This window comes from Kitasatospora sp. HPM-01-4, from assembly GCF_051374625.1.
In the GTDB taxonomy this organism is placed as follows: Bacteria; Actinomycetota; Actinomycetes; order Streptomycetales; family Streptomycetaceae; genus Kitasatospora.
On the sequence record NZ_JBPQGP010000005.1, the window covers coordinates 2,608,496 to 2,624,901 of the forward strand.

Consider the following 16,406-nt stretch of genomic DNA (forward strand, 5'->3'; position numbering starts at 1 on the left):
GCGCTTCGCGATCGCACTGATGACGCTCAGCCCCCTTTCTAAGGTGCCGAGAGGCCGTCAGTCCCGCAGAGTTCGGTGATGGTCGGTCAACTCCGGACAGCGGTCGGCGCGGACACGCGGGCCGCTGGACCCTCTACCGGCTTTCCCGGACGCCGTCCGGTTGTCCGGCGATATCCGGTTGTCCGGACGGTGCCGGACAACCGGACGGACGGGCGTTCCCGGGCAGGACGGGAGAGCGGCGCGGCCGCTCCCGGCCACGCCGTGCGGCGCTGTTACTTGGTGGGGTAGCGGCAGGCGGTCCGCGCGGCCACGCTCCGCTCGCCCTCGCCCAGCGACACCGGTTGCGGCCGCGCGGGGGCCGCGGGTGGCAGTACCAGCGCGTCCACTACATCGGTCGGACCGTCACCGCCGAGACAGGCGACCGCGACCAGCCGGATCGGCCCCTGATCGACCGTCGGCTTAGCGAGTCGCCAGGGCACCGTGAAGCCGCTGGGGCCGACGTCGGTCAGGCCGAGCTGGTGCCAGCGCGGTGCAGGCACTGCCTGACCGGCATCGGAGAAGTACGCGGCGAACCCCACGATGCCGAGGTAGGACCCGGTGGCGTGCAGGTCCATGGCTTCCGGATCGCCCGATTGCTGAGCGACCGTCAGGGCGATCGACGAGGGGACAGGGAGCCCACCGGGACAGAGGTCCGGCTTGAACTCCGCGGGCGGATTGCCGTGCACCGTGGCCGACGCGACCAGCCCGCCACCGCTCAGTTCGAACCAGCGCGCGTCGGGTGTTCCGCCCGTGTCGTCCATCACCACGTCACCGACGCAGAAGCCGACGAAGTGGAGTCTGCAGCCGGGCGAGATCTCGCCGATCACCGCCGCGCTGCGGCTGGCGCCGCTGCGGACCCGGGTGGACCCTATGTAAGTCGTGCCCTGGAACGTCGTCCCGCCGGCCGGGCTGGCCGGACAGCCCGATTCGGCAACCTCGTTCGTTTCGCCCGCCGCGCGCTGCCAGACCACGAGCAGGCTGGTCAACACCAGCACTAAGGCGACGCCCGCGGCGGGCAGCCCCGCCCGTGACCACCACCAGCGCCGGCGGGGTGCGCCCGACTCGTCGTCGCCAACCGGTTCGGATCCGAAGCCCTGCTTCCGCGACATCTCCGCCACCGGGCAGCACTCCTCGGCGTCTGCCTCGGTCGGCTCGATCACCGCCGGGACGATCCGAGAGGCCTGGGGCTGCGACGGCTGGACCCGCGCATCCGGCTCGGCGGTCGTAGCGGGCTGGACCGGCATACCGGGCTGGACCCGCGCATCGACTCCGGTGCTGCCGGCGAGCTGGCGATCGAGCGCGTACCAGCGCTTCTCCCAGAGCTTGACGTCGCCGCGGCACGCGCCGACGTACGCCAGTGTCACCTCGAGCGTGGGCCTGCGCACGCCACCGGCAGCGTCGTTGAGCGTCGTGGCACTGAAGCCCGCCATGGCCGCGAGTGCCCGGTAGCTCGGATTCCCAGCCCCCTGCCGCAGACACCTCAGCTCGTACGCGAACGCTTGCAGTGGGCCATCGTTGGGGTCGAGAGGTCGTGGCCTACGGGACAAGGGCCACCTCGCCGCCGCCGACCATGTGCGATCCGAACATCTCCGGCCCCCCTGTGCTCCGCCGCCCCGGTAACGCCGGCTGCCCGAAGCCGCCGCAACCCCCTCGACCGACGGCAGCGTGTGTCGAGCATGTGATGATGGTCAGTCAGATTGTTACATGAGTTACCAGGAAGCGCCTCATAACTTTCCGCCTCTCCCCCGGAACGCAACGGCGCGACTGCCCGTCCTCGGCGGGGAGGACGGGCAGTCGCGCCGTACGGAGTCGGTTTCACCGGTGTGGTGCCGACCGCGGTCGTGTCGGCTCAGGCCCCGAAGAACCTGCCCGACGCGTTGTTGTTCTTCATCGACGGGATCAGGTCCGCGGCCTGGTAAGGGCCAAAGGTCTGGCAGGAGACGCTGCAGTCGTATCCGCTGTTGAAGTAGATGACGAACTCGCCGCCCCAGTGGCTGTCCACCGACGCGGCGTGGTTCTTCACCGCGATCCCGGCGCCGTTGCCGCCGTTGTGGCCCGCGCTGAAGGCGAGGCCGTTGTCCCCGTAGTTGTCGATGTCCGAGTTCTGCGCGTAGTAGGCGCCGTAGCCGTACGCCTCCGAGTTGTAGTACAGGCAGACCTGCCCCGTGGTGCAGTCGAAAGTGAGCGCCGACGCGCTCGTGGCCGTCGCCAGTCCCGTGGTCGCGATCGCACCGGCGACGGCGGCAGCCGCGATGAGCTTCCTGATACGCATGATGTGCGCTCCCTTCTCCCGGGGCGCCGGTCCTCCGGCGTCCCTAGTACTTCCGGCGACCGCGACGGGTCAGTCGGCCATGGCCTGGGTCGCGGCCTTCGTCAGGGCTTCCAGGTCGGTCTTGGCCTTGGCCATGGCCTCGGCGTGGCCGGCGATCGCCCCCTGCTGGTAGGCCACGTCGACCGCGTACCAGACGCCCACCACGTTGAACTTGTGCCGGCAGGCCGCGTCGGCGGTCGCGACCCGTAGCTCGGAGGGCGTGGCCGTGGGAGTCTTGCGCCACTGCGGGTCACCCACCGCCGCCAGCGGATCCGGGTAGTCGAAGCCGGCATCCTTCATGCAGTGCGACCACTGGGCGAAGACCGCCTGGGTCCGCTCGTCGTGCTGGGAGTCCTTGAGTGTCTCGAACTTGAGGTCGGTGGCCACTTGCGCGTCGCCCACCAGGCCGTCCACCGCGCCGGTCAGCTGCTTGTCCGCGGCTCCGATGCAGCCGTGGTCCGGCACCTGCCGGCCGTTGAAGACCTGACCGCCGGAACCGAACCTCTCGTTGGGGTCGGACGTCCCCTCCATGGCGGTCGTCATCTGCTGGGACATCGGCTGGCTGCTCGGCTTCACGCCCGTACCGGCCGGGTTCCCGCCCTCCGGGTGGTAGCCCCACTTCGCCATCAACTCGGCGTTCTGATGCCCGTATCGGGAATCCATCCGAGTGGTGGGAGCGTCGCTGTCACGTGGCGGTCTGGGTCCCGCCGGGGGCACGTAGGTGAACCCGAGGCGCGCCATGCAGCTGACGATCAACTTCTGCTGCGCCACCTCGACCGTGGTCTGCTGGTCCCGGTTGAGCAGGTAGCCGTCGAGCGGCAGTGGCCGGTCGTTCGCCGAGTCGAGGACCGGCGGAGTGGACACCAGGGGTGGCGGTGTCGCGGTCGTCCGGGCGCCGGCCTGGCCACTCGACCGTGCGTCACCGTCCGGGTGGGAGCCGGTGGCGCCGCTCGCGCAACCGGCCAGGAGCAGCGGCAGGGCGAGCAGGAGCACGGCGGTACGGGGCAAGCGGCTGGACACTGGCGGGATCTCTTTCGGGAGGACGAGCGCGGCTGGTTGATCGAACGGGTGCGCCGCATCTCCGGCCAGGGCGGGGGCACGGCCGGAGACCGCTGCGGACCGCGGGCGGCCTGACGGCAGACGCGGCCACGGGGGTGGCCCGGAACATCTGCCATCGAGGCCGGGGCCAATCGGGTCACACCCCGATGAACTCGCCCGCCGCGTTGTTGTTCTTCAGGTCGCCGTTCAGGTCCACGAGGCTGTGCATCGGGATGGTCTGGCAGGCGACGCTGCAGTCGTTTCCGCTGTTGTAGTAGACGATGAACGACCCGCCCCAGCGGTTGTCCACTGCGGCCGCATGGTTCTTCACCGACACACCGGCGCCGCTGCTGCCGTTGTTACCGCCGGAGAACTTGACGTCGGGGCTCCCGTAGTTGCCGATGCTCTCGGTCTGCACGAAGACGGCACCGTAACCGTAGGAGCTGGAGTTGTAGTACAGGCAGACCTGGCCGTCCCAACAGTCGCGGGTGAACGCCGAGGCGCTGCCGGCCGTCGCCAGTGCCGTCGTCGCGACCGTACCGGCCACGGTGGCCGCTGCGAGGAGCTTCCTGATGCGCACGTTGTCTCTCCCATCCGGGACACCGGCACCTCCGGCGTCCGTGACAGGGACCATGCTGGCGAGGAGCCGTAACAGCGCCGTATCTCGGGCGTCACGTCTGCCGGGTGACGCGGGCGGGCGGGGCTCCTGCAGCCCCCGCAGTCGCTCCGGCCGCACCCACTGGGAGGGGTGCGCGGTTCTCGGCCTGCCGACACAGGCGGAGAACCGCACGCGCCCCCGGTCCTGAGCCCTGCCGCGACCAGTTCCTCGGATACACGCGCCGGCGGATACCACCGGCCCGGCCCCGGAGGCGTCGCCACGCTCTGGCGCCTCGGTGCTTCCCGCAGGAGACACCGAGGCCTGCAACCAGGCTGGGGAGGCGGAGACGGTGTCGGCCGGCGCGAGGCGCAGCGGGGTGACGGTGGCGCCGGTCCCCCGGGCTGACCAGCCATCCCCGGATCGAGCTCATGCGCGCACGCGTATGGCAGGATCGGCGTGGCGCCCAGAACCCGGACTGCCTGCTCCGGGTCGGTGCGGACGTGTCGTTACGGCAGTCGCCAGTCCACCGGCTGCGCGCCCTGACGGGTCAGCAGTTCGTTGGCCCGGCTGAACGGACGGGAGCCGAAGAAGCCCCGGTCCGCCGACATCGGACTCGGATGCGCCGACTCGACTGCAGGCACCTACCCCAGCAGAGGGCGCAGGCTGCGCGCCGGAGGGCCCCACAGGATCGCCACCAGCGGGCCCCGGCAACACCGTCGCCGAGGTCGCGAAGACCACGCTGGCCAGTTGGGGCTAGAACACGCGGCGGCTACACAGCGTGTGCGGCTTCAAGAGCCGATCGACTACGAACGCAACCACGGAGCCAGCCTCACCGAGGGGCTGGTTGCATAGGAAGGTCTCCGCATTTCGGAGGGGATTGACCGTGGCGGAGTTTCGGCTGATTGATCGGGAACTGTATGTGCCCGAGTGCTGGACTGGTGGTCGAGCCCGCTGTGAGGTTGCGCATGTCCCGGCCGGGCGAAGGCCAGGCCAGTCCGCCGGTCATGCGGCGGTGGAGCCCAGCAGGAGGTCGAAGGCGTCATTCGCCTCGCGGAGCACCGCCGTCGCATCGTGGCTGCCGAGACGCCACGCCGCCTGGTAGCAGGCGACGGTCAACTGGGCGGCGAGGACGGCGGTGGCCAGCGGGGTGCCGTGGTCGATCAGATGCTTTTCGAGGAGGTCGGCGTAGTGCCGGGTCTTGCGGGTGTGGCGGTCTTCGAGCTCGGGGTGCTGCTTGACCAGACGGTGGTAAACCGCGTAGTGGCTGGGGTTGCGGGCGGCCTCGGTGCAGACCACGAGCAGCAGCCGCCGAGATGCGGTCAGTGCCTGCGCGAGATCCTGGAGCGGCTCGGTGGGCGCATCGTGCATGGCCGTGGTGAGCGCGCGCAGGAAGTCGTCCTCGGTGGAGAAGACGACTTCCTGCTTGTCGCCGAAGTATCGGAAGAAGGTGGTGCGGCCGACCTCGGCCCGCTGGGCGATCTCGTCCACGGTGACGACATCGAACCCACGCTCCATGAAGAGCGCGAAGGCCGTCTCGATGATCCGTTCCCGGGTCTGGCGGCGTTTGCGGTCCCGCAATGAGTCCACCGGAACCTTGTTCGTGCTCATTCGGCCAGGATATCCGCCCGTCCCGCCCTGCGGTCAGCGTCGACAAGGCGGGCGGCCTCGCGCCACAGCTCCTCCTCGCGGGCCTCGTCGTGCGACTCTGGCGACGACGGGACGTTGCGGCCGCGATCGAGGTAGGACCCGGTCCGGGCGGTCAGCCCGGTCAGGATCGTCTCAGTAAGCCGCGCCCCCGCCTGCTGCGGCGTCATGCCCCGGCCGAGGAATCGCTGAAGCTGGAAGAATCCGTTGAGCACGCCCCGCACGGGCCCCGGGGCGTGGCGGAAGAAGTCGGTGCCCGCGACGAGCGCCGGGTTGTAGGAGTAGACGCCAACGCTCTCGGGCAGGCGGCGGGCCAGCGCGTGGGTCAGGTAGATGACGCCGAGTTTGCTGGTCGCGTACGCCCGCCCGGCTTCCCGCGCGCCACCGGCACGAGGCGTGGCCATCCGTTCCGGCGTCTCCCAGCGCGGCGGCGGCGTGGCGCCGAGCGTGTAGCGGAACTGCCCGAAGTGGCAGTCGCTCGAGGTGAGCACGACCCAACCAGGACCGGTAAACCGGGGCAGGAGCTCCCTGACGAGCAGGTAGTGGGACAGCACATTGACCCCGAAGGTCATCTCGTACCCGTCCGTGGTGCGTTTCTCGGTCGTCGTGACCGTCAGGCCTGCGTTGCCGAGATAGCCACCGAGCGGCGGCAGGTACCCGGTGTCGAGCCCACGCACAATCTCCTCCACCGCCCGCCTGATCTCGGCGAGCGAAGCGAGGTCACAGTCCACGCCTGTGACCTCGGAAGCGCCGGTGGCCTGGGCGAGTTCCGCAGCGAGGCGTTCGCCGCCGCGGCGAGCCAGCACGACGTAGTGGTCCTGCGGCCGTTCCCGGATCAGCAACTCGACGGACTCGCGGCCGAAACCACGGGTCACGCCGGTCAACACGATGGTCCGGCTATCCACGGCAGGCTCCTCGGCATCCAGTCCCAAGTGGTACTCAGTACCGTAACATGCCATGGTTCGCTTTCACGTCGAGCGACGAAACCGCATCTGACACGCGGGCCCGCAGACCGTGAACGACCCGGCGGCAGGGGCCCAACTCACCTACTTGGCAATGCCACCCGGAGTGGCATCCCGCCGAGGGAACCGATGACGATCAGCGGTGCCGATCCTTCGGCACCGACGAAGTTCGACACGTCGTCGAGGTGGAGGTAGCCGTCGTCCTCGAGCTCGGCCATCTCCTGGAGACGCTCGACGAGGATGCCGCGGGCGAGCGCCCCACCGATGATCACCAGCAATCCGCGCCTGGCGTCGACATCGATCCGGAGCTCGTCGCCGGGCGCGCCCTCAGGTGAGGGCGGTGAGGACCTGCCTCACCGCCCTCACCAACTACTTGAAGGTGGCCATTACGCTGGCCACCGTGGCGAGGGCCGTGACGGCGCTCCTCATCTGACAGGTGGCGAAGCAGGACGCGGACGACCGGGCGGAGCCTCCGGAAACCGGTCGCTGAGACTGCTCATGAGACTGGGAACGCCCAAGGGGCTGCACCGTCGAACGGTGCAGCCCCTTTGAGCTGGCGGAGGATACGAGCTTCGAACTCGTGAGGGGTTGCCCCCAACACGCTTTCCAAGAGCGTGGCGGAGAGTAGTGACACAACGTCAGGTCCAAGCTCGATTCCTTCGGGCACGGGAGCCTGAAAGCGTTACGGCAGGCGCCAGTCCACGGGCTGCGCGCCCTGGCGGGCCAGCAGCTCGTTCGCCCGGCTGAAGGGGCGGGAGCCGAAGAAGCCGCGGTCCGCCGACATCGGGCTCGGGTGGGCCGACTCGACTGCGGGCACCTGCCCCAGCAGAGGACGCAGATTACGGGCGTCGCGCCCCCACAGGATCGCCACCAGCGGACCGCCGTGGGCCACCAGCGCCCGGATCGCCTGCTCGGTGACCTCCTCCCAGCCCTTGCCCCGGTGCGCGGCCGGCTTGCCCGGGGCGGTGGTCAGGGCGCGGTTGAGCAGCAGGACGCCCTGCTGCGTCCACGGTGTGAGGTCGCCGTTGGAGGGCGGCGGGAAACCCAGGTCGCGGCCGTACTCCTGGTAGATGTTGACCAGGCTGGCCGGGATCGGGCGGACGTGCGGCGCCACCGAGAAGCTCAGCCCGACGGCGTGCCCGGGCGTCGGGTACGGGTCCTGGCCGACGATCAGCACCCTTACCGAGTCGAAGGGTTGCTGGAAGGCCCGCAGCACGTCCGGCCCGGCCGGCAGATACGTACGGCCTGCGGCCAGCTCGCCGCGCAGGAAGTCACCCATGGCGGCGACCCGCCCGGCCACCGGCTCCAGGGCCTCGGCCCAGCCGGGTTCGACGATCTCGTTCAGTGGACGCGGTGCCATACCGCCACCCTATCGGCCCAACGGGCCCCCTCCGCCCAGGATCACGGGCGGCCGGACCGGGCCGGCCGCCCGGGCATCCGGGTGCGCTTCCGGGGCTTCCGGGGCGGGGGGTGCGCGGTACAGGGCGCCGGAAGGCGCGCCGCAGAGGGCGGAGGGCGGAGGGCGGAGAGCGAAGAGCAGAGCGCGGAGAGCGGCCTCAGCCGATCGCGCGGCCCCTGAGGACGATCAGCTGCGGGTCGGCCAGCACCCGGACGTCCGCTCGCGGGTCCTCCGCGTACACCACGAGGTCGGCCGACGCGCCCTCGGTGAGCCCGTCCCGCCCCAGCCACTCGCGGGCTCCCCAACTCGCCGCCGACAGCGCCGCGGTGGCCGGCAGCCCGGCCTTCACCAGCTCCGCGACCTCGTCCGCGACCAGCCCGTGGGCCAGCGACCCGCCCGCGTCCGTGCCGACGAAGACCGGGATCCCCGCGTCGTAGGCCGCGCCGACCGTGTCGTAGCGGCGCTCGTGCAGCCGCCGCATGTGCGCGGACCAGGCCGGGAACTTGGCCTCACCGCCGTCGGCGAGCTTGGGGAAGGTCGCGATGTTCACCAGCGTCGGGACGATCGCCACCTGCCGCTGCGCGAAGAGCGGGATCAGCTCCTCGGTCAGACCGGTGGCGTGCTCGATGCAGTCGATCCCGGCGGCCACCAGATCGGGCAGCGACTCCGCGGCGAAGCAGTGCGCGGTCACCCGGGCACCCTCGGCGTGTGCGGCGGCGATCGCCTCACGCAGTGCGTCCCCGGGCCAGCAGGCGGCCAGATCACCGCGCTCGCGGTCGATCCAGTCGCCGACCAGCTTCACCCAGCCGTCGCCGCGCCGGGCCTCGGCCACGACGTAGGCGGTCAGGTCACCGGGCTCGATCTCGTGCGCGTAGTTGCGGATGTAGCGGCGGGTGCGGGCGATGTGGCGGCCGGCCCGGATGATCCGGGGCAGGTCCTCGCGGTCGTCGATCCAGCGGGTGTCGGCGGCGGAGCCGGCGTCGCGGATCAGCAGCGTGCCCGCGTCGCGGTCGGTAACCGCCTGCTTCTCGCTGGTGGCCTCGTCCACCGCGCCGTGCGCGTCCAGGCCGACATGGCAGTGCGCGTCCACCAGACCGGGCATCGCCCAGCCGGAGACGGTACGGACGTCACTCGCCCGCGCCGGGCGGTCGAAGCTCACCCGGCCGTCCACGACCCACAGTTCGTCCCGGACGTCCTCGGGCCCGACCAGCACCCGTCCCCTGATGTGCAGCACCGCGCCATCGCTCATGCGAGAAACTCTAGCGACGCGCCCACCGCCGGCGGGAGGGCCGCCCGGAATCTCCCGGGCGGCCCGTGGTCACGCCCGTCAGCCGGTGAAGTTGGCCAGGCAGTCGGCCTCCGCCACGTGCGCGGGGTCGAGGGCGTGCCGGACCTCGTGCAGCACGACCGGGTCCGCGATCATCAGCAGATGGCCGGGGATGTTGGTCGGGCACAGGTTCTGGACCGTGACGTCGTGCACGCCCGAGCCGCTCAGGAACTGCGACTGGTAGGGCGTGACCACCTCGTCGTACCGGGTCGCGATCACCCAGTACGTGACCCCGGGCAGGGTGTCGCCGCCCGCGTTGAGCCGGTTCAGCGCGTCCGAGCCGACGGCCTGGTCCGCGCAGGCCGGGCAGCCGGCGCCGATCAGGTCGAGCGCGCCGGGGAAGGACTTCGCCAGGGTGAACAGCCCGTCCAGGGTGGTGCCGTGGTTGCTCGGGGCCAGCCCGACCAGGGTGTGCACCTTGGCCGCGCCGCCGTCGAACTTCAGGTAGTAGCGCGGCATCATCCCGCCCTGGCTGTGGCCGACGATGTCGACCTGGCCCGCGCCGGTCGCCGCGAGCACGCCGTCGACGAACACCGAGAGCTGCTGTGCGGAGTCCGCCACCGGCGCGACCGCCCGCAGCAGGGGGACGCCGGGCACCGCGCCGTAGGTGAGCGCGAAGACGCAGTAGCCGTCCCCGGCCAGCGCGGGCGCGATGGTGTTCCAGCTCACCGTGCCGTTGGCGAAGGTCCCGTGGACCAGCACCACCGGCCTCGGATGGGCCGGACTCGGCTTGCACGACCAGTCGTTGGCGCCGGGTACGCCCGGTGCGGCCAGCGCCTGGGCGGCGGCCACCGGATCGGTGCGCGGTGATGTCGCCGGGGCGTTCGCGGACGTCGCCGGGGCGTTCGCCGGCGTCGCCGCCCCGGCCGGGCCGGTGGCGCCGACCAGCGCCGCGGCCAGCAGGGCGAAGCCGGTCGCCAGCGAGGCGAGCCGACGGTTTCTAGGCAGGGTGGAGCGTGTGGGGGTTGCGGGCACGACTTCCTCCGGGGTGGGGGTGGAGGCACTGGACCCGGCCCGGCCGGTCCCGCCGACCGAACCCGTCCCGAGCCGACGCGAGTTGGGGCTCACGCCGTGAACTGCCTGACTGACCGGCAAGTTACTGCGGAGTCAACGCCTTGCCCAGGCATCTCACACGAAGTGGCACCCGCACGGATCGGCGGTGCCGCGGACGTCCGGCCCACCGGACAGCCCGCCGAACAACCTTCACCCCCGGTGACATCCCGTGATCCGGAAATTCGCCAGCGTTACTCCTCTACAGAGATGTAGAGGTTGAGGCTGCCGAAAAATCACAATCAGAGCACGCCCTGAAAGAGCGAATTCACCCGATTAAGCCCGACTGTGTCGACCCTTCAGCACATCCCCCGACAGCCGGGATGACACTCAACCCGCCCTCTACAGAGACAAGTTCGCCGTCGAAGCCCGAGGGTGAAGACTCCCCCACCCCCCTCGGGAACTCTTCGATATTTCTTTCACCCCCAGCACAACCAACCCCTATGGTCGGCTGTCATACGACACGCCCGTGAAGAGATCACGGGCCAGCGGATCAGCTCATCCCGAGCACCGCCCTCTTTGCGTAATAAGGGGAGAGTTACGTGACCGGTATTACCGGACGAGTGAGCAAGCGCGTCCTGAGCGGACTCGCGACCGCCGTGCTCGCCACCACCATGGCGGGCGCGGCAGGCGGAACGGCCTCGGCGGCCGCCCCCTCGCCCTTCCAGAGCGCGAGCCAGAAGCTGTCCCAGCTGCATGCCAAGGTCCACCAGAAGAAGGCCGCCTCCGGTCCGGCTCAGCTGGCCGCACCGCGGGCCGCGACGAACCCCCAGAACACGCCGATCTTCGGGCTCATCGGCATCGACTACCAGGGCAGCATCTACCGCTACTGGCCCGACGGCACCGGCAACTTCAACGACCGCCGGCTGGAGTTCGACGGCTCCCAGGACGACGTCTTCAAGCACCTCGTGACGACCGCGGACGTCGACAACAACAAGGACCGCCTGTGGGACGGGACTTACTACCTGTGGGACGACGGCAGCCTGTACTTCACCCCCCAGGGCGCCACCGAAGCCACCAGGGTCGGCCCCGGCTGGAACATCTACGACACCGTACTGTCCCCCGGTGACCTCGGCGGTGAGAAGCAGGCCGACATCATCGGCCGCGACCGGGACGGCAACCTGTGGGAGTACTTCGCCTACTCCGACGGAACGCTCACCGACCGCCACAAGGTCGGCGGCGGCTGGAACATCTACGACCAGATCACCGGCGTGGGCGACCTCACCGGTGACGGCAGGCCGGACATCGTCGCGCGGGACAAGTCGGGTGTGCTGTGGCTCTACAAGAGCAACGGCAACACGACGGACCCGTTCGACTCCCGCACCAGGATCGGCGGCGGCTGGGACCGGTACGACAAGCTGGTCTCGACCGGTGACATGGACGGCGACGGCCTGGCCGATCTGCTCGCCCGCGACAGGAGCGGCAACCTCTACTTCTACAAGGGCAACGGCAACTCGGACGACCCGTTCAACAACCCCGTCCGGATAGGCGGCGGCTGGAACACCTACCGCCTGCTGGCCGACTAGTCGGCCGCCGCTGCGGGGTCGGCCTCCCATGCCGACCCCGCAGCGGTACGTGGCGCAGCCCGGCCCGGACCTCATGCCGCAACGGATGCGGCAGAGGCCCTGGCCGGGCCCCGTCCCGCCCGTGCCGCCGCCTCCGGATCCGGCCGGCGGTCACGGTCACCGGTCACAGCCGGCGGACGATGCGGCAGACTGGGCGGGACCCAGCCGTACGCACACCTTTCCGAAAGGCCGGCCCCGTGAGCCCCTTCCTCGACCTTCCGCCGCTGAGTGCGGCGCAGTTCGCCGCGATCGAGGACAAGGTCGCCGCGCTACTGCACACCACGGCCGACGTGATCGTCACCCAGGGCGAGGCGCTGCTCCCGCTGGAGGCGGCGATCCGCGGTGCCGCGCACCCGGGCAGCAGCGCGCTCAACATCGTCACCGGCCCGTACGGCCAGACCTTCGGCAACTGGCTGCGCAGCTGCGGCGCGAAGGTGGTGGACCTGGCCGTGCCGTTCGACAGCGCGGTCGGCGCCGAGCAGGTCGCCGAGGCGCTCGCCGCCAACCCGGAGATCGACTTCGTCTCGCTGGTGCACGCCGAGGCCGCCACCGGCAACACCAACCCGGTCGCCGAGATCGCCGCCGTGGTGCGGGCGCACGGCGCGCTGCTGATGCTGGACGCCGTCGCCTCGGTCGCCGCCGAGCCGCTGCTCACCGACGAGTGGGGCGTGGACCTGTGCGTGATCGGCGGGCAGAAGGCGATGGGCGGCCCGGCCGGGGTGTCCGCCGTCTCGGTCAGTGACCGTGCCTGGGAGCGGATCGCCGCCAACCCGGCCGCACCGCGCCGCTCCTACCTCTCGCTGCTGGACTGGAAGGAGCGCTGGACGGACGCCGGGCGCGCCGTACTCCCGCACGCCCCGGCCCAGTTGGAGATGCTCGCGCTCGACGCCTGCCTGGACCGGATCGCGGCCGACACCCTCGACGCGGCCATCGCCCGGCACCGCGCGGCCGCCGCCGCGACCCGGGCGGGCGTCCGCGCCCTGGGCACCCTCACCCCGTACGTCCACCGGGACGAGCACGCCGCCCCGGTCGCCACCACCCTGCGCACCCCGCCGGGTCTGCACGCCGCCGAACTCGCCGCCAGCCTGGACGCGGCCCTGCCCGTCCAGCCCGGCGGCGGCCCGCTCGCCGCCGAGATGCTCCGGGTCAACCACTACGGCACCGCCGCCACGCTGGACACCGTCCACTTCGTCCTCGCCGCGCTCGCCGCCGCCCTGCCCGGCACCGAGGCCGGCCCGGCCGCCGAGGCCGCGACCGAGGCCTGGGAGGCGGCCGTCGCCACCGACTGAGGGGTACGACGGGGCCTGGCGGCGGACCGGCAGGACTTCTCCCCGTGGCCGTTCCCCCGTCTCTCCGGCCACCCGTCGGCCACCCGCCGCCTGGCGCGCGGAGTTGAGGCCACCGCCGGACCAAGGGGCGACTGAAGCAACTCCGGCGGGCGCGCGCCCAGGCGCGCCCGCCGACCGCGCCCGGGCCCTTCGCGGCGCCGGTGAACCGGTACGCCCGAGCTCCCGAAGGCCACGACCGCCCGGCCTCAACTCCCGCCCCCGAAGGCCACGACCGCCCGGCCTCAACTCCCGTGCAGGCGCAGGAAGTCCCGCACGCCGGCGGCAACCATCGCCTGGACCTCGGGCTCGGGGAGCGGGAAGAGGCCCCACATGGTCCGGTTGGTGATCTCGGTGGCCACCAGCAGGATGAAGTGGCGGGCGGCGCGGTCCGGATCCCCCGCGACGAGCAGTCCCTGGTCGGCCAACCGGCCGAGGTGGCGGGCGAGTTCGGCCTGGACCGCCTCCGGCCCGGCCTGCCGCCAGTCCGCCAGCACGGCGGGCGGAAGATGCCCGGCCTCGGCGATCACCTGGCGGACCAGGGCGAAGTGGCCGGAGAACTCCGTCAGTGGCCGCACCCAGGCGAGGCCCAGCGCGGCCAGGTCCGCCTCCAGGTCCACCACCCGGCCGAGGTGGCGCTCCATGACCTCGCACTGCGCCGCGGCCACCCGGCTCGCACTCTCGTGGATCACCGTGGCGAACAGCTGCTCCTTGCCGCCCGGGAAGTGGTTGTAGATGGTGCGGGTGGAGACGTCGGCCTCCTTGGCGATGGCGTCGATGCCGGCGCGGGTGTAGCCGTCGCGCCCGAAGACCGCGCAGGCGGCCGAGGCGATGGCGGCCCGCTTCTCCGCCAGCCCGCGACGCGGGCGGGGAGCAGGGCTGGGCTGAGCGGTCATCGCGGACTCCTCCGAAAAATTGCAATGGTCGTTGTAATAGTTGCAATGATCGTTGTACTTTACTTCACGTGCCCCGCCGGAAGGTCGGCGTGCCACACCCGATTCCCGTTCACACCTCCTGGGGGAGAGTCATGTCCACCACCACTCCGCTGCGCCTCGCCGTGATCCTGGGCAGCACCCGCGAGGGCCGCTTCGGCCCGACCGTGGCCGACTGGTTCGTCCGTCAGGCGCAGCGGCGCTCCGAGCTCGACGTCGACTTCATCGACCTGGCCGAGCACCCGCTGCCCGCCGTCATGAGCCGCACCCCCTCCGCCGAGGACAAGGAGCTGCTCGCGGCCGTCTCCCCCCGGCTGGCCGAGGCGGACGCCTTCGTGGTGATCACGCCGGAGTACAACCACAGCTTCCCCGCGCCGCTCAAGCACGCCATCGACTGGCACTACACCCAGTGGCAGGCCAAGCCGGTCGGCTTCGTCTCGTACGGCGGCCTCGGCGGCGGGCTGCGCGCGGTCGAGCAGCTGCGGCTGGTCTTCGCCGAGCTGCACGCCACCACCGTCCGGGACAGCGTCAGCTTCCACTCCGTCTGGTCCTGCTTCGACGAGCAGGGTGAATTGGTGGACGGTACCGTGGCCGAGGGCGCCGCAAAGGGCATGCTGGACCAACTGATCTGGTGGGGTCTGGCGTTGCGGCAGGCCCGCGCCGACCGGCCCTACGGAAACTGAGCGGGGAAGCGCCCATGACCACCAGTGCCACCCCGCACGCCCGCCTGGATCCGCCGGCGGCCGGCACCGGCGCCGGCCTGCGGGCCACCGCGCTGGTGGTCGTCCTCGGCTCGTTCATGAGCGTGCTGGACACCACCGCCGTCAACACGGCGATGCGCACCCTCGGACGGAGCTTCGCCGCACCGCTCACCACCATCCAGTGGGTGGCCACCGGCTACACCCTGGCCCTGGCCACCGTCATCCCGGTCACCGCCTGGGCGATCGGCCGGATCGGCGCCAAACGGCTGTACCTGACCGCGCTCGTCCTGTTCGGCGCCGGCTCGGCACTGGCCGGGCTGGCCTGGAACGCCCAGAGCCTGGTCGCCTTCCGGGCGCTCCAGGGGCTGGGCGGCGGAATGCTGACACCCGTCGGCATGACCCTGCTGATCCGGTCCGCCGGACCCCAGCGGACCGGACGGGCGATGGCCGTACTCGGCCTGCCCGTCCTGCTCGGCCCGCTGGCCGGCCCGATCCTGGGCGGCGCGCTGGTGGACGCCGCCTCCTGGCGGTGGATCTTCTTCATCAACCCGCCCGTCGCGGCCGTGGCCATACTGCTCGCGGTCCGGACCCTGCCCCAGGAGATGCCGCGGCCGGGCCGACGCCTCGACCTGGTCGGTCTGCTGCTGCTCTCCCCCGGGCTGTCCCTGCTGATCTACGGGCTCACCAGCGGCATGGACCCGGTCCTCATGCTGGCCGGTGGCGCCATGGTGCTCGGGTTCGTCGCCCGCGCCCTGACCACCGATCACCCGCTGCTCGACCTGCGGCTGCTGGCCCGGCGGCCGTTCGCCGCCGCGGCCGGGTCCCAGGTGCTCTTCGTCTGCGCGTACTTCGGCTCGCTGATCCTGCTGCCGCTGTACTACCAGGAGCTGCGCGGGCAGAGCGCCGCGCAGTCCGGGCTGCTGGGCGTCCCGCAGGCGCTGGCCACCGGGGTGACCATGCAGTTCGCCGGGCGGCTGATCGACCGCTACCCGCCGGGCCGGATCGTGCTCACCGGTGTCTCCGTCGCCACCACCGGCTTCCTCTGCTTCACCGTCCAGGTCACCGGGGACGTCCCCTTCTGGCACCTGCAGGCCGCCCTCTCGGTGCTGGGCGTCGGCGTCGGGCTGACCATGATGCCCACCATCGCGGCCGCCACCCGCAGCGTCGCCCCCGAGGAGGTGCCACTGGCCACCACGGCGGTCACCATCCTCCAGCAGATCGCCGCCTCCACCGGCACCGCGCTGCTCTCCGTCCTGCTCACCGGCGCCCAGCGGACCGCGACCCACCCGGCCGACGCCTTCCGTCACACCTACGGCTGGGCGGTCGCGCTGATGGGGCTGGCCCTCCTCCCGGCGCTCCTGCTGCCTCGCCGACGCCCCGAGGCGGGACTCCCCGACTAGGGCGACCCGACTAGGGCGACCCGAGCAGTGGCACCCGGGCAGCGCGTGGAACGGCGGCCGGGAGCAGCGGAGCCGCTCGGCCGGCCGCGTGGCGTCCCCCGGTCGCCGTAGCGAC

Annotated in this window: 15 protein-coding genes and 1 pseudogene; 4 read left to right on the forward strand and 12 right to left on the reverse strand. The window is 71.4% G+C overall.

The window, feature by feature from the left end; translation table 11 throughout:
• Window positions 1-272 precede the first annotated feature (272 nt).
• The 11 genes and pseudogenes from ACSMTC_RS11015 to ACSMTC_RS11065 form a co-directional block, all read right to left on the reverse strand.
• Window positions 273-1,469: a hypothetical protein gene (locus tag ACSMTC_RS11015; protein WP_436559481.1), complete on the reverse strand. Its 1,197-nt coding sequence runs from the start codon at window positions 1,467-1,469 to the stop codon at window positions 273-275.
• 419 nt (window positions 1,470-1,888) lie between these two features.
• On the reverse strand, window positions 1,889-2,311 hold the full coding sequence (locus ACSMTC_RS11020) for a hypothetical protein (protein WP_436559482.1): 423 nt from the start codon (window positions 2,309-2,311) through the stop codon (window positions 1,889-1,891).
• A gap of 69 nt (window positions 2,312-2,380) precedes the next feature.
• Window positions 2,381-3,370 (reverse strand): hypothetical protein, encoded by a 990-nt coding sequence (locus ACSMTC_RS11025; RefSeq protein ID WP_436559483.1) that lies wholly within the window; start codon window positions 3,368-3,370, stop codon window positions 2,381-2,383.
• Between the two features lie 175 nt (window positions 3,371-3,545).
• Window positions 3,546-3,968 carry a hypothetical protein gene (locus ACSMTC_RS11030; RefSeq protein WP_436559484.1) on the reverse strand — a complete coding sequence of 141 codons (423 nt, stop codon included), beginning with the start codon at window positions 3,966-3,968 and terminating at the stop codon, window positions 3,546-3,548.
• Window positions 3,969-4,492: 524 nt separating this feature from the next.
• A pseudogene (locus ACSMTC_RS11035) lies at window positions 4,493-4,690 on the reverse strand (uracil-DNA glycosylase); the annotation flags it as partial.
• A gap of 298 nt (window positions 4,691-4,988) precedes the next feature.
• On the reverse strand, window positions 4,989-5,594 hold the full coding sequence (locus ACSMTC_RS11040) for a TetR/AcrR family transcriptional regulator (RefSeq protein ID WP_436559485.1): 606 nt from the start codon (window positions 5,592-5,594) through the stop codon (window positions 4,989-4,991).
• Window positions 5,591-6,535 carry an SDR family NAD(P)-dependent oxidoreductase gene (locus ACSMTC_RS11045; protein ID WP_436559486.1) on the reverse strand — a complete coding sequence of 315 codons (945 nt, stop codon included), beginning with the start codon at window positions 6,533-6,535 and terminating at the stop codon, window positions 5,591-5,593. The genes ACSMTC_RS11040 and ACSMTC_RS11045 overlap by 4 nt, the downstream gene beginning before the upstream one ends.
• A gap of 137 nt (window positions 6,536-6,672) precedes the next feature.
• Complete coding sequence (locus ACSMTC_RS11050; RefSeq protein ID WP_436559487.1) at window positions 6,673-6,870, reverse strand: hypothetical protein; 198 nt, start codon at window positions 6,868-6,870, stop codon at window positions 6,673-6,675.
• Window positions 6,871-7,274: 404 nt separating this feature from the next.
• Window positions 7,275-7,952: a uracil-DNA glycosylase gene (locus ACSMTC_RS11055; protein ID WP_436559488.1), complete on the reverse strand. Its 678-nt coding sequence runs from the start codon at window positions 7,950-7,952 to the stop codon at window positions 7,275-7,277.
• Between the two features lie 196 nt (window positions 7,953-8,148).
• Window positions 8,149-9,240: an amidohydrolase family protein gene (locus ACSMTC_RS11060; RefSeq protein ID WP_436559489.1), complete on the reverse strand. Its 1,092-nt coding sequence runs from the start codon at window positions 9,238-9,240 to the stop codon at window positions 8,149-8,151.
• 78 nt (window positions 9,241-9,318) lie between these two features.
• Window positions 9,319-10,293 (reverse strand): esterase/lipase family protein, encoded by a 975-nt coding sequence (locus ACSMTC_RS11065; RefSeq protein ID WP_436559490.1) that lies wholly within the window; start codon window positions 10,291-10,293, stop codon window positions 9,319-9,321.
• A 638-nt stretch (window positions 10,294-10,931) separates the two neighbouring features.
• Between ACSMTC_RS11065 and ACSMTC_RS11070 the strand changes: the two genes are divergently transcribed.
• Window positions 10,932-11,894, forward strand: coding sequence for an FG-GAP repeat domain-containing protein (locus ACSMTC_RS11070; protein WP_436559491.1), 963 nt, complete (start codon window positions 10,932-10,934; stop codon window positions 11,892-11,894).
• 236 nt (window positions 11,895-12,130) lie between these two features.
• Window positions 12,131-13,222 (forward strand): pyridoxal-phosphate-dependent aminotransferase family protein, encoded by a 1,092-nt coding sequence (locus tag ACSMTC_RS11075; RefSeq protein WP_436559492.1) that lies wholly within the window; start codon window positions 12,131-12,133, stop codon window positions 13,220-13,222.
• Window positions 13,223-13,503: 281 nt separating this feature from the next.
• On the opposite strand, the gene ACSMTC_RS11080 is transcribed toward ACSMTC_RS11075, so the two are convergent.
• Window positions 13,504-14,154, reverse strand: a complete 651-nt coding sequence (locus ACSMTC_RS11080; RefSeq protein ID WP_436559493.1) for a TetR/AcrR family transcriptional regulator — start codon at window positions 14,152-14,154, stop codon at window positions 13,504-13,506.
• Window positions 14,155-14,285: 131 nt separating this feature from the next.
• Between ACSMTC_RS11080 and ACSMTC_RS11085 the strand changes: the two genes are divergently transcribed.
• Together ACSMTC_RS11085 and ACSMTC_RS11090 are read left to right on the forward strand one after the other, a co-directional pair.
• Complete coding sequence (locus tag ACSMTC_RS11085; protein WP_436559494.1) at window positions 14,286-14,873, forward strand: NADPH-dependent FMN reductase; 588 nt, start codon at window positions 14,286-14,288, stop codon at window positions 14,871-14,873.
• Between the two features lie 14 nt (window positions 14,874-14,887).
• Window positions 14,888-16,291: a DHA2 family efflux MFS transporter permease subunit gene (locus ACSMTC_RS11090; RefSeq protein ID WP_436559495.1), complete on the forward strand. Its 1,404-nt coding sequence runs from the start codon at window positions 14,888-14,890 to the stop codon at window positions 16,289-16,291.
• Window positions 16,292-16,406 lie beyond the last annotated feature (115 nt).